Origin of the sequence: Novosphingobium sp., assembly GCF_030696665.1 — a bacterium.
In the GTDB taxonomy this organism is placed as follows: Bacteria; Pseudomonadota; Alphaproteobacteria; order Sphingomonadales; family Sphingomonadaceae; genus Novosphingobium.
Genome location: NZ_JAUYRV010000014.1, coordinates 27,848 through 44,596, shown reverse-complemented (window position 1 = coordinate 44,596; position 16,749 = coordinate 27,848). Strand labels below are relative to the sequence as shown.

14 protein-coding genes are annotated in these 16,749 nt (G+C 62.8%); 7 read left to right on the top strand and 7 right to left on the bottom strand.

Going from position 1 to position 16,749, the window contains the following annotated elements; genetic code table 11:
* Positions 1–11: 11 nt before the first annotated feature.
* Positions 12–521, bottom strand: a complete 510-nt coding sequence (locus tag Q8R81_RS03080; protein WP_371135299.1) for a GNAT family N-acetyltransferase — start codon at positions 519–521, stop codon at positions 12–14.
* Between the two features lie 81 nt (positions 522–602).
* Positions 603–1,997 carry a short-chain fatty acyl-CoA regulator family protein gene (locus tag Q8R81_RS03075; RefSeq protein WP_305615974.1) on the bottom strand — a complete coding sequence of 465 codons (1,395 nt, stop codon included), beginning with the start codon at positions 1,995–1,997 and terminating at the stop codon, positions 603–605.
* Between the two features lie 147 nt (positions 1,998–2,144).
* On the opposite strand from Q8R81_RS03075, the gene Q8R81_RS03070 reads away from it, so the two are divergent.
* From Q8R81_RS03070 to Q8R81_RS03060, 3 genes are all read left to right on the top strand, one after another.
* A complete protein-coding gene (locus Q8R81_RS03070) occupies positions 2,145–3,740 on the top strand; it encodes an isocitrate lyase (RefSeq protein ID WP_305615973.1) in 1,596 nt (531 codons plus the stop codon).
* A gap of 65 nt (positions 3,741–3,805) precedes the next feature.
* The gene (locus Q8R81_RS03065) at positions 3,806–3,964 is read left to right on the top strand and encodes a hypothetical protein (RefSeq protein ID WP_011444689.1); all 159 of its coding nucleotides are present in this window, start codon (positions 3,806–3,808) and stop codon (positions 3,962–3,964) included.
* A gap of 215 nt (positions 3,965–4,179) precedes the next feature.
* Positions 4,180–6,486, top strand: coding sequence for a bifunctional diguanylate cyclase/phosphodiesterase (locus tag Q8R81_RS03060; protein WP_305615972.1), 2,307 nt, complete (start codon positions 4,180–4,182; stop codon positions 6,484–6,486).
* A 3-nt stretch (positions 6,487–6,489) separates the two neighbouring features.
* Here the strand turns inward: Q8R81_RS03060 and purQ are convergent, their stop codons facing one another.
* Complete coding sequence (purQ, locus tag Q8R81_RS03055; protein WP_305615971.1) at positions 6,490–7,167, bottom strand: phosphoribosylformylglycinamidine synthase subunit PurQ; 678 nt, start codon at positions 7,165–7,167, stop codon at positions 6,490–6,492.
* Between the two features lie 18 nt (positions 7,168–7,185).
* Positions 7,186–7,419 carry a phosphoribosylformylglycinamidine synthase subunit PurS gene (gene purS / locus Q8R81_RS03050; RefSeq protein WP_305615970.1) on the bottom strand — a complete coding sequence of 78 codons (234 nt, stop codon included), beginning with the start codon at positions 7,417–7,419 and terminating at the stop codon, positions 7,186–7,188.
* 496 nt (positions 7,420–7,915) lie between these two features.
* Between purS and Q8R81_RS03045 the strand changes: the two genes are divergently transcribed.
* Complete coding sequence (locus tag Q8R81_RS03045) at positions 7,916–8,521, top strand: TetR/AcrR family transcriptional regulator (RefSeq protein WP_305615969.1); 606 nt, start codon at positions 7,916–7,918, stop codon at positions 8,519–8,521.
* Between the two features lie 192 nt (positions 8,522–8,713).
* Here the strand turns inward: Q8R81_RS03045 and Q8R81_RS03040 are convergent, their stop codons facing one another.
* From Q8R81_RS03040 to Q8R81_RS03030, 3 genes are all read right to left on the bottom strand, one after another.
* Entirely contained in the window at positions 8,714–11,560 is a 2,847-nt protein-coding gene (locus Q8R81_RS03040) for a pitrilysin family protein (protein WP_305615968.1), read from the bottom strand.
* 167 nt (positions 11,561–11,727) lie between these two features.
* Complete coding sequence (gene purC / locus Q8R81_RS03035; protein WP_305616096.1) at positions 11,728–12,513, bottom strand: phosphoribosylaminoimidazolesuccinocarboxamide synthase; 786 nt, start codon at positions 12,511–12,513, stop codon at positions 11,728–11,730.
* Between the two features lie 172 nt (positions 12,514–12,685).
* Complete coding sequence (locus Q8R81_RS03030) at positions 12,686–14,602, bottom strand: prolyl oligopeptidase family serine peptidase (RefSeq protein ID WP_305615967.1); 1,917 nt, start codon at positions 14,600–14,602, stop codon at positions 12,686–12,688.
* A gap of 174 nt (positions 14,603–14,776) precedes the next feature.
* On the opposite strand from Q8R81_RS03030, the gene Q8R81_RS03025 reads away from it, so the two are divergent.
* From Q8R81_RS03025 to Q8R81_RS03015, 3 genes are read left to right on the top strand one after another with little or no spacing between them, the layout of a single operon-like run.
* Entirely contained in the window at positions 14,777–15,214 is a 438-nt protein-coding gene (locus Q8R81_RS03025) for a ketosteroid isomerase-related protein (RefSeq protein ID WP_305615966.1), read from the top strand.
* Entirely contained in the window at positions 15,214–15,801 is a 588-nt protein-coding gene (locus Q8R81_RS03020) for a GNAT family N-acetyltransferase (RefSeq protein WP_305615965.1), read from the top strand. The genes Q8R81_RS03025 and Q8R81_RS03020 overlap by 1 nt, the downstream gene beginning before the upstream one ends.
* Positions 15,795–16,691, top strand: a complete 897-nt coding sequence (locus Q8R81_RS03015; RefSeq protein WP_305615964.1) for a carbon-nitrogen hydrolase family protein — start codon at positions 15,795–15,797, stop codon at positions 16,689–16,691. Before Q8R81_RS03020 ends, Q8R81_RS03015 begins: the two co-directional genes overlap by 7 nt.
* Positions 16,692–16,749: the final 58 nt, after the last annotated feature.

The following is a 16,749-nucleotide window of genomic DNA, read 5'->3' as shown; positions in this document are numbered from 1 at the left end:
GCCAGATCAGGTCAGCGCCGCCAAGGCCCCAACATGCCCTCTTGCGGCAGAACGGCCGGATTTGCGGTGCGGCACAGCAGGCGATGCTGTTCATACGGTCCCGGCAGACGCCAACCGGCGGTGTGCGCGTTGCTGAAACCGAAGAAACGCTCGTAGTATTCAGGATCGCCGATCAGCACTTGCGGCAGCGGCGCGCGCGGATCAATGGCAGTCAGTACGGCGGTCATCAGCGCCTTGCCAAAGCCTTCGCCCTGAAGGTGCGGCATCACCGCCACCGGGCCGACCATGATCATCGGATGCATCCGCCCCTCGGCGTCGGTCAGACCCACCGGCCAGCTCTGGATCGATCCGGCCAGCATGTCATTGTCGTCGAGCGCCGCGAATGACAGGTTGCCCAGCGCCTCCATCCCCTCGCGCACCTTGTAGGCGGTTCGCCCGCGCCGCTCCGGTTCGAACGCGGAATCGAGCAGCTGGTCGACCAGTTCGGCATCGACATCGGCAAGCGGGATGATCTTGGACAACGGCGGGACTTTCAACAAACCGGGCATCCCGGAAGGAAGCGCGCCGATAGCCCCCCCGCGTGACGGCTGCAAGTAAACTGCTCAACTCTCTGCAAAGCTGAACGGCTCGGCCCCGCGTCGGTAATCGTCGGGCAGGATCTCGCGCCCGATCGGCGGCTCTGCCCGCGCGGTGCATTGTGTGCGGTGGCACAGGCGGCACGTCACGCCGATGGGGGTTGCGTTTGCAGCCTTCGGGTCCATCCCCGCCGCATAGACCAGACGCGGCGCATGTTCCGCCGCACAGGCCAGCGCGATTGCCCGCGTGGTGCGAGGGCGATCAAATCCGCCACCACCCGATGTCACCGTGCGCGCCAGCGAAAAGAAGCGCTGCCCATCGGGCAATTCCAGCCATTGCGTCAGGATCTGTCCCGGCGTGCGGAAGCATTCGTGCACCGACCACAGCGGGCATCCTCCGCCATGCGCGGCAAAGGGAAAGCCCGCGCCGTCCAGCCGTTTGGAAACATTGCCCGCCGCATCCACGCGGATAAAGAAGAACGGCACGCGCTCCTGCCCCGGACGGTTCAGCGTGGTCAACCGGTGCGCCACCTGCTCGAAACTCGCGCCAAATTGCCCCGAAAGCGCCTCAAGGTCATAGCGGCGCGCATCTACCGCGCGGGCAAAGCGATCATAGGGCATGACCAGCGCCGCCGCCGCATATCCCGCCAACGCGCGCCGCACCAGTTGCGCCGCCGTCTCGCTGGCAAAGCTCTCCCCCCGGATCACGCCGGAGATTTCGCCTCGCAGCGCAGTGTAGGCGATGTGCTGTAACAGCTGCCACGCGCGGCCCGAAGGTGAGAGCGTATCGTCCACCAGCAGCTGTTCGTTGTGCCGGTCATAGCGGCGCACCGCGTCCATCATCACATCGGGCGGCAGGAAGCGCACGCGCACGCCTTGCAGTCGCAGCCATTCCGCAGCGCCGCCTGCCTTGGCGATTTCGTCGGCCAGTTCCTCGGCCTTGGAATCGATGGTGGGGAAATAGTTGCGCCGCGCCGCCACGAATCTCCGCGCCTCACCCACCGGGTCGCTTGTGCCGGGACCGGGCAGGGCGCTGCGCTGGTCGGCCAGTGCCTGCTGCTCACGCTGCCACGCGCCATAAAGCCGCAACAGCGCCTCGGTCACACCGGGAAAGCTGGCGGCCACGTCCGACACTTCCAGTGCGGGCAGATCGATGTCGGCAAAGATCGGATCGCGCAGGGCATCGGTCAGCCGCCGCGCGTGATCGTCACGCTCGTCATTGGCGAGGTCTGCCATGTCGAGCTTGTAGGCCCGCGCCAACCGCAGCAGCAGGTCGGCGGTGAGGGGCCGCTGGTTGCGCTCGATCAGCGCAATGTAGCTGGGGGATATGTCCAGCTCATCGGCCATCGCCTGCTGCGTAAGCCCCAGTTCGCGGCGGATTCGCTTGAGCCTTGGCCCCAGATAAAGCGGTCTTGTCGACATTGCACATGGCCTCTGTAGCGTCTGCACAACTTTACAAGCATATCTTGTAAAGTTTGACAACATGACCGCGCACCGCATTCCGCCGCCGCGATTCGTCCGTTACCCCGATGTCACATCAGACGCAGACCACGTGAGGGAACACGGGACATGACCTACCACAGCAAGATCGTAGAAGCCGGCAAGGCCATCGCGCCATTCGCGCAGACCTGGGACGGGATTGAGCCGGAGAGCGTGGCCCGCATGCGCCTGCAGAACCGCTTCCACACCGGGCTCGACATCGCGCGCTACACGGCAAAGATCATGCGCGCCGATATGGCTGCCTATGACGCTGACCCGGCCAAGTACACGCAGTCGCTCGGTTGCTGGCACGGGTTCATCGGCCAGCAGAAGATGATTTCGATTAAGAAGCATTTCGGAACCACCAAGGGGCGCTACCTGTACCTGTCAGGCTGGATGGTTGCCGCACTGCGCAGCGAATTCGGCCCCCTGCCCGATCAATCGATGCATGAGAAGACCAGCGTTTCCGATCTGATTGAGGAACTCTACACGTTCCTGAAGCAGGCCGATGCCCGCGAACTGGGCATGCTGTTCCGCGATCTCGATACTGCCAAGAAAGCGGGCGATGCGGTCAACACTCACCGCCTCCTGCACAAGATCGACGAGTTCGAAACGCACGTCGTGCCGATCATCGCCGATATCGACGCAGGGTTCGGCAATGCCGAGGCAACCTATCTGCTCGCCAAGAAGTTCATCGAAGCGGGCGCCTGCTGCATCCAGATCGAAAACCAGGTTTCGGACGAAAAGCAGTGCGGCCATCAGGATGGCAAGGTGACCGTTCCGCATGAGGACTTCCTCGCGAAGATCCGCGCGGTTCGCTATGCCTTCATGGAACTCGGCGTCGATGATGGCGTGATCGTTGCCCGCACCGACTCGCTCGGCGCTGGCCTGACCAAGCAGATCGCCTACACCCGTGAGGCGGGTGATCTTGGCGACCAGTACAACAGCTTCCTCGATTGCGAGGCTGTCGATCCCGCCAATCTCGGCCACGGCGATGTGCTGATTGCCCGCGATGGCAAGTTGATGCGCCCCAAGCGCCTGCCTTCGAACTTGTTCCAGTTCCGTAGCGGAACCGGTGAAGACCGCTGCGTGCTGGACAGCATCACCTCGCTGCAGAACGGCGCGGACCTGCTGTGGATCGAAACCGAAAAGCCGCACATCGGCCAGATCGGTGGCATGGTGAACCGCATCCGCGAAGTGATCCCCAACGCCAAGCTGGTCTACAACAACAGCCCCAGTTTCAACTGGACACTGAACTTCCGTCAGCAGGTGTTCGACGCATGGGAAGCCGAAGGCCGTGACCTGAGCGCCTATGACCGGGCCAAGCTGATGAGCGTGGACTATGATGGAAGCGACCTCGGCATCGAGGCGGACGAGCGTATCCGCACGTTCCAGCGCGATGCTGCGGCGCAGGCGGGCATTTTCCACCACCTGATCACGCTGCCGACCTATCACACGGCCGCGCTCAGCACCGATAACCTCGCCAAGCGCTACTTCGGCGAAGAAGGCATGCTGGGCTACGTCAAGCAGGTCCAGCGCGAAGAAATCCGCCAGGGTATCGCCTGCGTGAAGCACCAGAACATGTCCGGCTCGGACATCGGTGACGATCACAAGGAATACTTCTCGGGCGAAGCCGCGCTCAAGGCCGGTGGCGCTCACAACACGATGAACCAGTTCGCCGCCTGACCGTCAGGCAGCAAAGCAAATCCTCGCGGCAATCACGCCCCGAAGATCCAAGAAGGAGACCCATCATGGCTGAACCTGCACGTGCCCGCGCGGTCCTCTCGACCGAGGACTTCAAGCTGATCCGCGAAGCCGTATTGCATTATCTCAAGGCAATCGAAGACCAGCCGGAATCGGTCAAGTTTTCGAACCTTTACCACCGGCTTGGCAGCGCATTGGGGCGTTAAAACTCCGGTGTCAGGCATCTAAGGATCTTTCCTGGGGAGGAAAGTCCGGCCCGTCGTGCTCCCGAGAGGGTGCGCGGCGGGCCAAATTTTTAACCATCAAAGGCTGCAAAGGACCGATTCCGCTTACTTTTGGATAAGATTTCGCAGGTATTGCTCATGCAGTGAAATCAACTTTCCCACCCCTTCCTGAACCTCGCTCCGACAACAAGTTGCCGGTGCTTGCCGTCATTGGCCTTCAGGAACCTGTCGAAGGGGACTGGGGGCGGTTGCGCGGCTTGCAGTATTCCAGTCTGGCAAAGCTGACATTCGCAAGGCTGTTCGGTCACGCAATCGCCGCCCTTATGGTGCTGCAGATCTATGCTGCGCAGGTTCATGCCGTGGCGATGATTGGCTGGATGGCGCTCCTGACCGGCGCGTTATACAGCGGCGCACGTTTTGACCGCTCGCTGCTCGACGCAGATCGCCGCCGGATCAGCCGCCACGAAATCCATCGCCAGACGCTGAACTCGCTGGCCATGTCGGTGGTGTGGGCCGTTCCGATGATTGCGTTTTCGCCGTTCGGTGATCCCACACAGCGGATGACGCTGTGGACGGTTCTTGCCATGTTGATGACCGGCATGGCGGTGACGTTCGTCGCGCTACCGATCGCAACAGTGATGTTTGCGGGCGTTGTCGGCGTATCGGCCATGATGACGCTGGTGTTCTTTGGGCAATATACCGCTGCCGCCATTGCCGCTGTGTTCATCGCCATCGTCAGTGTCGGCGCGATCGACGCCGCGCGCACGTTCCTGATCGCGCGCGTAGCCGAGGCGGGCATGGTCGAGAAGTCCGAAGTGGTGTCGTTGTTGCTGCGTGAATTTGAGGAGGGCGATGCCGACTGGTTGTGGCAGGTCGATGCCAACCGCCGCGTCCGCTCGGTCAGCCCGCGCTTCGCCTTTGCGCTCGGTGACGATCCCGCCGATATCGACGGCAAGCCGCTGATCCAGCTCATCGCCGGAGAGGCTTGGGACAGCGGTCATTTCCATTCAAGCCTCCACGATCTGGCCGAGCGGTTGAAGCGCCGTGAGAGCTTTTCCAATCTGCTGGTGCGCGTCACCTTGCGCGGAAGCCCGCGCTGGTGGGAGCTTTCCGCATCACCCAAGGTCGATGAGAACGGCACGTTCATCGGTTTTCGCGGGGTCGGGTCCGATGTCACCGAACAGCGGGAGAGCGCCGAAAAGATCGCTTGGCTCGCTCGCTACGACACCCTCACCGGCCTGCCCAACCGTCTGATGCTTACTGAAGCGCTGGGCAATGCGATGGGCTATGCCGAGAAGTGGCGCACCGAATGCGCGTTCATGATGATCGACCTCGACCGGTTCAAGGCGATCAACGATACGCTGGGCCACCTTGTGGGCGATCAGATGCTGGCGCTCGTGTCCGAACGGCTCAAGAAGATCGTGCATGAAAACGAGGTTTGCGGGCGGCTGGGCGGCGATGAATTCGGCGTGGTGATCCGCGATGCCGCCAACACTCAGCGCGTCGCCGATCTCAGCGCCGCCATCATCTCCACGCTTTCGCAACCCTACGAAGTCGATCACCACACGCTTTATGTCGGCGCCAGCATTGGCTCTGCTTTCGGCCCGCGTGATGGCGCTACCGTCGAAACCCTGCTGCGCAACGCTGACCTCGCGCTCTATCGTGCCAAGGACGATGGTGGCGGGCGGCACTGCGGCTATGAACCTTCGCTCCACGCCCATGCCGAGGAGCGCCGGAAGCTCGAATTTTCAATGCGCCATGCGCTTGAGCGCGACGAATTTTCGCTGATGTACCAACCCGTCGTCGATGCGGTCAGTGAAAAGGTGCTCAGCTTCGAGGCCCTGCTGCGGTGGAACAGCAACGAACACGGCTTCGTCAGCCCGGCCAAATTCATCCCCATCGCCGAGGACACACGCCTGATCGTGCCGATTGGCGAATGGGTTTTGCGTACCGCCTGCCGTGAAGCGATGAAATGGCCCGGCAATATCAAGATCGCGGTCAACGTCTCGGGCGAACAACTGCTTGACCCGTACTTTGCCGAGACGGTGGTTGGCGCGCTGACGGCCAGCGGCCTTTCGCCGCACCGGCTTGAAATTGAGGTGACCGAGAGTATCTTCGTGCGCGATGGGGCGACCGCGCAGATGACGCTGGAGAACCTGATGGGCATTGGTTGCGGCGTAGCGCTCGACGATTTCGGGACCGGATATTCGTCGCTCGGCTATCTGCGCAAGATGCGCTTTTCGACGATCAAGGTGGATCGCAGCTTTGTGCAGGGCGCGGCCAAGAGCAATCCTGAGAGTCTGGCCATCTGCCGCGCTGTGGTGGCGATGGCAGACAGTCTGGAAATGTCGACCACGGCCGAGGGCGTGGAGACCGAGCTGGAACTGGAAGTGATCCGCAAGATCGGCTGCAAGAAGATCCAGGGCTATTTCTTTGGCCGCCCGATGACCGGGGCCGACGCGCTTAGCCTGTTTGGCAAGATCCGCCAGCGCGAGCGGGCCTGAGGATCAGGCTTCGACCAGTCCGCGCACGACGCTTTCGAACAGGGCGCGGCCATCGGTGCCGCCGTGCGCTGCTTCGATCATGCGTTCAGGATGAGGCATCATGCCCAGCACGTTGCCGCGATCACCCAGCACGCCTGCGATGTTGCGGGCCGAGCCGTTGACAGGCGTGGCATAGCGGAAGGCCACGCGGCCTTCGCCTTCGAGCCGGTCAAGCGTGGCATCGTCGGCGAAGTAGTTGCCATCGTGGTGGGCCACCGGAATCGTGATCTGCTGACCGGCTTCGTAGCCTGCTGTGAACAGTGACTGGTTGTTTTCAACCGTCAACGCCACGTCGCGGCAGACAAAGCGGATGCCGGCATTGCGCATCAGCGCGCCGGGCAGCAAGCCCGCTTCGGTCAACACCTGAAAGCCGTTGCACACGCCCAGCACGGCCACGCCGCGCTCAGCTGCACGGACCACCGCCTGCATCACCGGTGAACGGGCCGCCATCGCGCCCGAACGCAGATAATCCCCATAGGAGAACCCGCCGGGCAGAGCGATGAAGTCTAGTCCATCGGGCAAATCTGCATCGCCGTGCCAAACGCGGTGGACAGTGCCGCCGCAGACCTGTTCGATGGCGACGGCCATGTCACGGTCGCAGTTGGAGCCGGGGAAAGTGATGACGGCAGAAGTGAAAGCCATGTCGTTTCGCTCCTGCGCTCAGGCCGCCTTTTCGATGCGGTAGTTTTCGATCACCATGTTGGCGAGCAGCTTGCGGCACATATCGTCCAGAGCTTCGTCCGATGTGCCGTCTGCCACATCGAGTTCGATCACGCGGCCCGCGCGCACATCGTTGACGCCTTCGAAACCGAGGCCTTCCAATGCATGGTGGATTGCGCGGCCCTGCGGATCGAGCACGCCGTTCTTGAGGGTGACAATGACGCGAACCTTCATCGACGGGGCCTTTCGGACACTTGAAGCATGAGAATCTCGGGGCGGCCTATGCAACCTGAGGCCGCGAAGAGCAACCCCGTGCATGGTGTAATCTGTTCAGGTTTCGGTGGCTTTTCCTGAAGGGGTTTACACAGTTTACACAGTCCTGAGAAACTTTGCACGGGGTCCGCTGCCGTTGCTGCATTGCGGAAAAAACGATGCACGCCCCGCGCAGCGCAAGCCCGGAATGGCGACGATGTGCAAACAGCAACGGGGTGCGTGATGGTGGTCATGGCGCGCACCCTAGCGGTCTTTGCGTAAGTAGGAAAACGATGACGCGCATGGGGCGGCAAGGGGGTATCTTCGCGGGGCCTGAAGGACGGGCCAAAGTCCATCCGGTGGCGGGCCGTTACCGCACCAACGCACCCCATGCGACGATCCGACGGCCCGCCACCGCCTTTTTCCCCGAGATATACGCCGGCCTTTACATGACAGATGCGTCAGTTATTATTGCATCATGCCCCGTGTAACCCCAGCCGACCGCCGCGACCGCATTATCGATGCTGCGCGCGCCGAATTTGCCACACGTGGCTTTGCCGCAGCGCGCATGGAGGACGTCGGAAAACGGGTGGGGATCAGCCGCGCCGCGTTGTATCTGGCGTTTGAAAGCAAGGAAGCGCTGTTCCGCGCGCTGGTGTGCGAAGTGATCACCGAAATGATGCCCGCGCTGCTGCCGGGCGATTATGGCACCTTGCCCGCACCTGCGCTTCTCCGCGCCTTTGTGAAGAACGCGATGAAGCGCATGGCCAGCCCCGACATGGCGTTCCTGCCGCGCCTGATCGTGGGCGAGGGGCGCAATTTCCCCGAACTCGCGCGGTTTTATCACGAGACCGCCACGATTTGCGTCCTTGGCGCGGTGGAGCGGCTGATCATCCACGGCATCGAGCGTGGCGAATTTGCCTGCGCCGATGCGAAGATGGCAGCGCACAGCGTGACCGGCGGAATCGTGCATGCGGCGCTGTGGCGCAGCGTGTTTGAGCCGGTGGGGGCAGACGTGCTGGATGTGGATTGGCTGGCTGAGTGCCATGCCGGACTGGTGCTGGCAGGGTTGCGGGTGGGGTGAGTTGGCGTTGCGCTTTGCGGTGAGCCACCACCCCCAACCCCCTCCTCTTAGGAGGACGGGGCTTTATTCGCGCGATCCGCAGAAGCGCCGCGCCCCCGCGAAGGCGGGGGCCTTGGTGTTGTGACGCGAAGTCGGCGTAAAACGACTGAGGCCCCCGCCTTCGCGGGGGAGCACCTGTGTTGGCGATGATCGTCAGGTTGCGGGTATTTCCGCGCCTTCGGGAAGGACCAGCAGTTCCACCGCCTTTTCCGGTGCAAGGTAACGTCGGGCGAGGGACTGCAGATCGGCGGCGGTGATTTTTTCCAGCCGGGCGCGGGCGGCCCTTGCGCGTATCAAGCGGTCTGGCTGGGTCTGCGCGCGGGCGGCAAGCGCCATCCAGCCGCCGTTGGTTTTCAGCGCATTGTCGATCCGTTCGAGCATCGGCGCGCGGGCGCGCTGCAGGACGTCGGAATCGACCGGCCGGGCACCCAGCAAGCGCATGGTTTCGGTTAGCGCGGTGCGGGTGGGGGCAAGGTCTGCCAGATCGACCGAGGCGTTGATCGTAAACGTGCCGTATCCGGTCCACACGCGGCTGAGGCTGCTTGATGCGCCGGGGCTGTAGGCCTTGCCCAGTTTTTCGCGCACAGTATCAAGCACTTCGATGCCGGTCACTTCGGCCAGGAGCGCAAAGGCCATCGCCTCATCGGGATCGCTGTCATCACGGGTGGGCCAGACCATGCGGATGATCGACTGGTTGGCCTCACCGGTGTGCCGAATGATGCGCGGGCCACGGGCGGCGGTGAAGGGGCGCTGGCGCTCTGCGGTGTAGGGGCGGAAATCAGGCTCTCGCACACCGAGCGCGCCCAACGTGCGGGCCACGGCATCTATCGTGGCAGCTTCGTCAATATCGCCCACAATGGCAATCTCGATGGCCCCCTGCGCGAGGCGGCTGGTGATGGCCTGGCGCAGCTTGTCATACGTCAGCGCGCTATAGGCCGATTGCGGCTGAAGCGTGAAGCGCGGGTCTTCGTCTGACAGAACGCCACCGATGGAATTGGCCAGCGCGGCACTGGGGGAGGAGCGCAGGCGGGCGAAGAAATTGGCGATGTTCTGCTGGTAAAGCACTTCGCCTTCGCGGCGGTAACCCGGATCGGTCAGCAGCGCGGCCCACAATTGCAGTTGCAGCGCCAAATCGCGCGGCGTGGTGGTGGCACTTGTATCGAAGGTATCGCCGCTGGAGCCGAGGCTGATTGAGACCGAGCGCCCGGCAAGCAGCGTTTGCAGGTCATCCTCGCTGTGCTGGGCCAGCCCGCCGCGCGCAAGCACGGCGGTCATCTCAGTGGCAAGCGGATCGGACTTGCTGTCCAGCATTTCTCCGCCATCGAGATCGAGGTTGAGCTGGACGCGGTCCTTGGCAAGATCGGTGCGTTTGACGTTCAGGCGCACGTTGTTGGCAAAACGGATCTGGCGGATGCCGTAGAGCGGTTCGACAGTGTCAGCCACGATCGAGCCTGCGGGACCGAAATCAGTGTAGGCGAAGGGCACCGGTGCCGGAACTTCTCCCGCCGGAGCCTTTGCGCGGACGGCTTTGGCGAAGGTCTGGCGCAACGCCTTTTTGCCGCCCTTGGGCAGGCTGCGGCCCTGAAACCGGATCAGCGGATCTTTCAGCGGGATCGCCTCGGCCTTTAGCGCGGCCATGACGACTTTGGGCGTGATGGTGGGGGCGAACTGGTTGAAGCGATCAAGGCCCGATTGCGGGGTGGTGGGCACCTGCTCATCACGGACCAGCGAGAGTGCGGCGTTGACCAGCGCGCCGTGGGGGCGGGTGTCGGCCCCGGCGGCGGCGTTTTCGAGTGCGGTACGAATGTTGGCGACCTGCTCGGCGATTTCGCCCTGCGTGAAGCTGCCCGAAAGCGCGCGGGCATAGGTTCCGGCAGCGGCGGCGAAACCGCGTTGCCAGCCGCCGTCGGTGGTATCGACGATGAGGTTGGTGGTGTGGCCGATCTTGAACACCGCGCTGGTGCCGAACCCTGCGCCCCGGAACGGCGGATCGGGAACGCGGCTCATGCGCTGAAAGCGGCGGTTGACGACGCCGTATCCGATCTGGCGTAGCAGTTCGGTGCGGCGGTTGGCCACCGTGTCAGGCTCGTCCACCCACGGGCCGTGGCGCGATGCGGTGACGCGTTCGGACAGCGAGGGATCGACGTGGATGTCGACTGCGGCCTTCTGTTTCGAATCGACCTTGCCTTCATCGGGGCGAGGGGTTTCGGGCTTTGGCTGCCAGTCGGCAAAGCGGGCGCGGATGGCGGCTTCGACAACGTCGGGGTCAAAATCGCCGACCACGATCATGGTGGTTTTGGACGGCACATATTCGCGCGCCCAGAAGGCCTTGAGCGTTTGCGCGGTGGAGGCGTTCAAAGCCTCAGGCGTGCCGATGGGCAGGCGTTTGGGGTAGGTGGCGGCGGGGTAGAAGAAGGCGAGCTGATCTTCAAGATTGGTGCGCTGCCAGCCTTGCCCATCGCGCAATTCCGAAAGGACCACGCCGCGTTCGCGCGCCACGGCTTCGGGATCAAAGGCCAGTTCGCTGGCGGTTTCGCGCATCAGCATCAGCGCGGTATCAAGCAGCTGGGGATCCGCACGCGGCAGGTCGAGCATGTAGAGCGTCTGTTCGAACGACGTCTGTGCGTTGGTGTCCGCGCCGAACGAAAGCCCGTTGCGCTCCAGCAGCTTGATCATCTCGCCTTCGGGCACGTGGGTGGAGCCGTTGAAAGCCATATGCTCGACATAATGGGCAAACCCGCGCTCGGCCTCGCGCTCGTCCAGCGAGCCGGTGGCGATGTCCATGCGCACCTGCGCGGTGCCAGCAGGCGTGGCGTTGCGGCGGATGATGAAGCGCATGCCGTTGGGGAGCTGGCCGTAGCGGAATGCCGGATCGGGGGGGAGGTCGCTCTGCTGGAAGGCCCACGTGGGTTTCGGGGCGCTGGCGACCGCTGCGGGCTGGGTTGCGCAGGCGGCGAGGGTGAGGGCAGCAGTGAGGGGGAATAGGAGGCGGAGGATCATTGCCCGGGTTTGTGCCCGGTTGGGGGCGGGGGCGCAATGGGGTGTTGGGGTATGTGTCGTGCTGGCGTCCTTCGACAGGCTCAGGACGAGCGAGGTAGGGGATGACGCACAAACAAAAACCCCCTCCGTCGCCGGAAGGGGCTTTGTGTCAGCGCAAAGCCGAAACCTTACTTCTTCCCGCGCAGCTTCCGATGTGCGCCGAGGTCGAACACTTCGCTCGGCCCGCCGTCGTTTTCCAGCAGGCCCAACCGGCGCGCGACTTCCTGATAGGCTTCTTCTTCGCCGCCGAGATCCTGACGGAAGCGGTCTTTGTCGAGCTTTTCGCCGGTGGTCATGTCCCACAGGCGGCAGCCGTCGGGGCTGATTTCGTCGGCCAGGATTACGCGGCTGTAGTCGCCGTCCCAGATGCGGCCGAATTCAAGCTTGAAATCAACGAGGCTGATGTTGATGGCCGCGAACATGCCGCACAGGAAATCGTTGACGCGGATCGCCATGCTGGAAATGTCCTGCATTTCCTCGCTGCTGGCCCAGCCGAAGCAGGCGATGTGTTCTTCGGCGATCAGCGGATCGCCCAGCGCATCGTCCTTGTAGTAGTATTCGATCAGGGTGTGCGGCAGCGGCTCACCCTCTTCGATGCCGAGGCGCTTGGAGATGGACCCTGCGGCGATATTGCGCACGACCACTTCGATCGGGATGATTTCGGCCTGACGCACCAGCTGTTCGCGCATGTTCAGGCGGCGGATGAAGTGGGTGGGGATGCCGATGTGGGCGAGGCGCGTGAACACATACTCGCTGATGCGGTTGTTGATCACGCCCTTGCCGTTGATCGTGCCACGCTTTTGCGCGTTGAACGCGGTGGCATCATCCTTGAAATACTGGATGATCGTGCCCGGCTCGGGGCCTTCGTAAAGGATCTTGGCCTTGCCTTCGTAGATCTGGCGGCGACGAGACATCATCATGTTTCCTGCACGGCGCCGGGTGCAAATTCCCGGCCAGAATACAAAACCCCGGCATCGCGATGGGGGCGAATCCATCGCAAGCGCCGGGGCGTTCATCTGGCCCATAGGCGAACATGGGCAAAAGTGCAATTGCGGTGGGACGGGGCGCCCCCCAAGCGCCGTGACCTTACTTCTGGCCGAGCAAATGCTGCTGCCAGAACTGGATTTCGGTCCAGAACTGGTAATCTGCGTTCTCCTTTTTGGCAAAGCCGTGGCCTTCGTTGAGGCCGACGATGTGCCACGCGGGGCGGCCCTTGGCGCGAACGGCGGCGACCATCTGGTCGGCCTCGCTTTTGGGAACGCGAGGATCATTTGCGCCGGTGACGACCATCAGCGGGATGGTCAGCCTGTCCACGCTGGTGAGCGGCGAGATTTCGGCGAGTTTGGCGCGCTGCTTCGGATCGCGCTCGTCGCCGTATTCCACGCGGCGCAGATCGCGGCGGTAGCCTTGCGTATTTTCAAGGAAGGTAACGAAGTTGCTGATCGCCACGATGCAGTCTGCGGCCTTGAGCCGGTCACCAAAGCGGATGGCCGCAGCGTAGCACATATAACCGCCGTAGGAGCCGCCGGTCACCGCGATACGGGCAGGATCGATGGCGGCATCGGCAGACAGCGTATCGAGCATCGGGCCGATGTCCTTGACCGAATCCTCGCGCTTGAACGCGCCATTATCAAGGCTGACGAAGCGCTTGCCGAAGCCGGATGAGCCGCGCACGTTGGGGTAGAACACGGCCACGCCCAGTTCGTTGATCAGGTAGTTGGTGCGGCCCTTGAAGCCGGGGGTGGACTGGCCTTCGGGACCGCCGTGGATGTTGAAGATCAGCGGGCGCTTGCCGGGGAACTTCGCCGGATCGGGGCGATAGAGGAAGCCGGTGACGGCCTCGCCATCGAAGCTTTTGACCTGGACGAATTCAGGTTCGACATTGGCGGCAGGGTCAAGTCCGCCGGTTTCGCTTTCGGTCCAGCGCGTGACCTTGAGCGTGACAGGATCGACCGCGAAGGCATCGGCAGGCACTTTGGCCGAGGACAGGGTGAGGCCGATGGTGCCCCACGGCGCGACTTCGAGTCCGCCGATGACGCCCGCGGGCAGAGCCACCACATCGCGCACCGCGCCGGTCTTTGGATCGAGCAGGCGCAGTTTGGACTGGCCAGCTTCGTTCAAGTCATAGGCGATGAAGCTGCCGTCCTTGGCGATGCTGAAGCCTTCCACGTCACCGGGCGCATCCGGCGCGCGCGGGGTGAACTTGCCGGTCTTCAGGTCTATCGTGCCGAGGCGCTGATAGTCGGAGCCTTCGTCGCTCGTTACCCACAGCGTGCCATCGGGGGCGTAAGTTGCGCCGGAATAGGCGACGGCTTTCTTGTGGTCGCCAATGGCGGTGCGCTTGCCGGTGGTGAGATCAAGGTTCCACAGATTGCTTTTGGTGACCGAGATGTATTCGCCCACGATGGCGCTCTTGCCATCAGGTGCGAACGTGGTCAGCGCCCAGCCGCCGGTCGGCACTTCTGCCAGCATGCGCGTGGTTGCAGGATCGCGCGGATCGACGACGTAGATGTCGGACGAGACGCCGTTGCGGCGGGTGGAGGTGTAGGAAAACCACTTGCCATCATCACTGAACACGCCGGGTTCGTTGCGGCTTTTGCCATCGGTGAGCAGGGTGAGCTTGCCGTTCTTGAGTGTGTAGAGCTGGAAGAATTCGTCACCGCCCTTGTCTTTGCGCACCACCAGCGTGCCATCGCTGGGCGCATATGTTGCGCCCAGCGGCTCGGCTTCGAAGCTGATCTGGCGGCGGGCCATCAGCGGGCCGGACACCTTGTGAAGCTGTGCCACATTCGCAAAGCGGGTGGAAATGAGCATCGACCTGTCCACCGGGTTCCAGCCAAGAAAGCCTGCGGTGCGGAATTCCATGTAGGGCCGTGTCGCCTCAACCAGCGCCATCGGCACTGAGGGCGCGCCATCAGCTTCGATAGTGGCGGGCTTTGCGGCATCCTGCGCATGAGCGGGCAGCGAGCAGGCAAGCGCGATGAAGGGCAGGATGCGGCGCATGTACAGGGAACTCTTCGGTTAGAGCGTTGCGGATGAAACCAGTTTGTGGCTGGTGCAAGTCCTTGCCGCAAATGAATTCTGCCATCTTTGCAAAGGAGGGTTGCTGCATTTCCGGCAGCGGTGCTGACAGCGCGGGTGAAGCTGCGCTAACTTACGGCAAAGGAGACCCGGAATATGACCAGCCCTGCCGCCCGCCCCTTGTGGAATCAAGCAGATGCGATTGCCCTGCTTGCCCGCTATTACGCTGCGTTCAATGCGGGGAACTGGCAGGGCATGCTCGATTGCCTGAGCGACGATGTGGCGCATGACGTGAACCAGGGCGAGCGGGTTGCGGGCAAGGCTGCGTTCGCGGAATTCCTTGACCACATGGAGCGGTGCTACAAGGAACGGCTGGACGACATCGTGTTGATGGCGAACGAGGATGGCACGCGCGCCGCGGCAGAGTTCGTGGTGCATGGGGCTTATCTGGCCACGGATGAAGGGCTGCCCGAAGCGAACGGCCAGACGTATGTCCTGCCAGCCGGGGCGTTTCTGGCGATCAAAAATGGCAAGATCACGCGGCTGACGATGTATTACAATCTGGCTGACTGGATGAAGCAGGTGGTCGGCTGATGGCGATTTCGGTCAGGCCGCTGACCGGCGATGAGATCGCGGCGGCGCTTGGCGATCTGGCGCAGTTGCGGATCACGGTTTTTGCGGCATGGCCTTATCTTTACGATGGCGATGCGGCCTATGAAGCGGAATATCTGGCCGAATATGCCAGTGCGCCCGAGGCGGTGCTGGTGGCGGCGTTTGATGGGGCGCGGATTGTGGGTGCGGCGACGGCGGCACCGATGATGCACCAGAAAGCGGAGTTCCGCAGCCCGTTCGACGCACGGGGGATCGACACTTCGCGGTTGTTCTATTTTGGCGAAAGCGTGCTTTTGCCCGAATATCGCGGGGCAGGGATCGGCCATGCGTTCTTTGATCACCGCGAGGCGCAGGCGCAGGCTTGCGGGGCCAATGCGGCCTGCTTTGCTGCGGTGATGCGGGCGGCGGATCATCCGGCAAGGCCAGCGGATTACACTCCGCTCGATCCGTTCTGGACCAAGCGGGGCTATGCTCCGGTGCAAGGGCTGATGACCGAACTGGCGTGGAAAGAGCACGGCGATGACGCGGAGCGGATGAACACGATGCAGTACTGGTTGCGGCAATGGTGAGCTTCACGATTGCCGCCGCGCAATACCCGATTGATCTGTTTGATGGCTGGGATGCCTATGCCGCCAAGCTGACCCGCTGGGTGGAGGATGCAGCTGTGGCGGGGGCATCGCTGGCTGTGTTCCCTGAATATGGGGCGATGGAACTGGCGAGCCTTGATCCTGAAACGATGGGCGATCTGGCGCTTTCCATTGAAACGGTTTCAGCTTTGTTGCCGCGTGTGGATGCCCTGCACGCAGCGCTTGCGGTGCAGACCGGCATGCACATTCTGGCAGCATCTGCCCCGCGCAAGGATGCCGACGGGCGCTTTCGCAATGCCGCGCGGCTGTTTGCGCCGAATGGCAAGGTGGGCACGCAGGACAAGCTGGTGATGACGCGGTTTGAACGGGAACAGTGGCATATTGCTGCGGGTTCGGTGCTGCGGGTGTTTGATACGCAGCTCGGAAAACTTGCGGTAAACATATGTTATGACGCCGAATTTCCACTACTGGCGCGGGCCTGTGTAGAGGCCGGAGCGGATGTACTGCTGGTGCCGTCCTGCACGGATTCGCTGCATGGATACTGGCGCGTGCGTCTGGGAGCACAGGCACGGGCGCTGGAAGGGCAGTGCTATGCGGTGCAATCGCCCACGGTGGGCGAGGCGGCGTGGTCTCCGGCGGTGGACATCAATCGCGGGGCGGCGGGGATCTATGGCCCGCCGGATCGGGGTATGCCTGCCGATGGCGTGCTGGCGACAGGTGTTGAGGGCGTCAGCCAGTGGGTCTTTGCAGACGTGGATATTGCACTGATCGCATCGCTTCGCGCCGATGGCGGGGTTCTGAACATGAAGCACTGGTCAGAGCAACCCGGCGCAATGCCTTTGCCGTCTGTCGAGATCGTAGACCTACGGTAATTCATCCAGATTGGCTGGACATTTTGTCACGTAACGTGTTTGCTGCGATGCGGGAGAG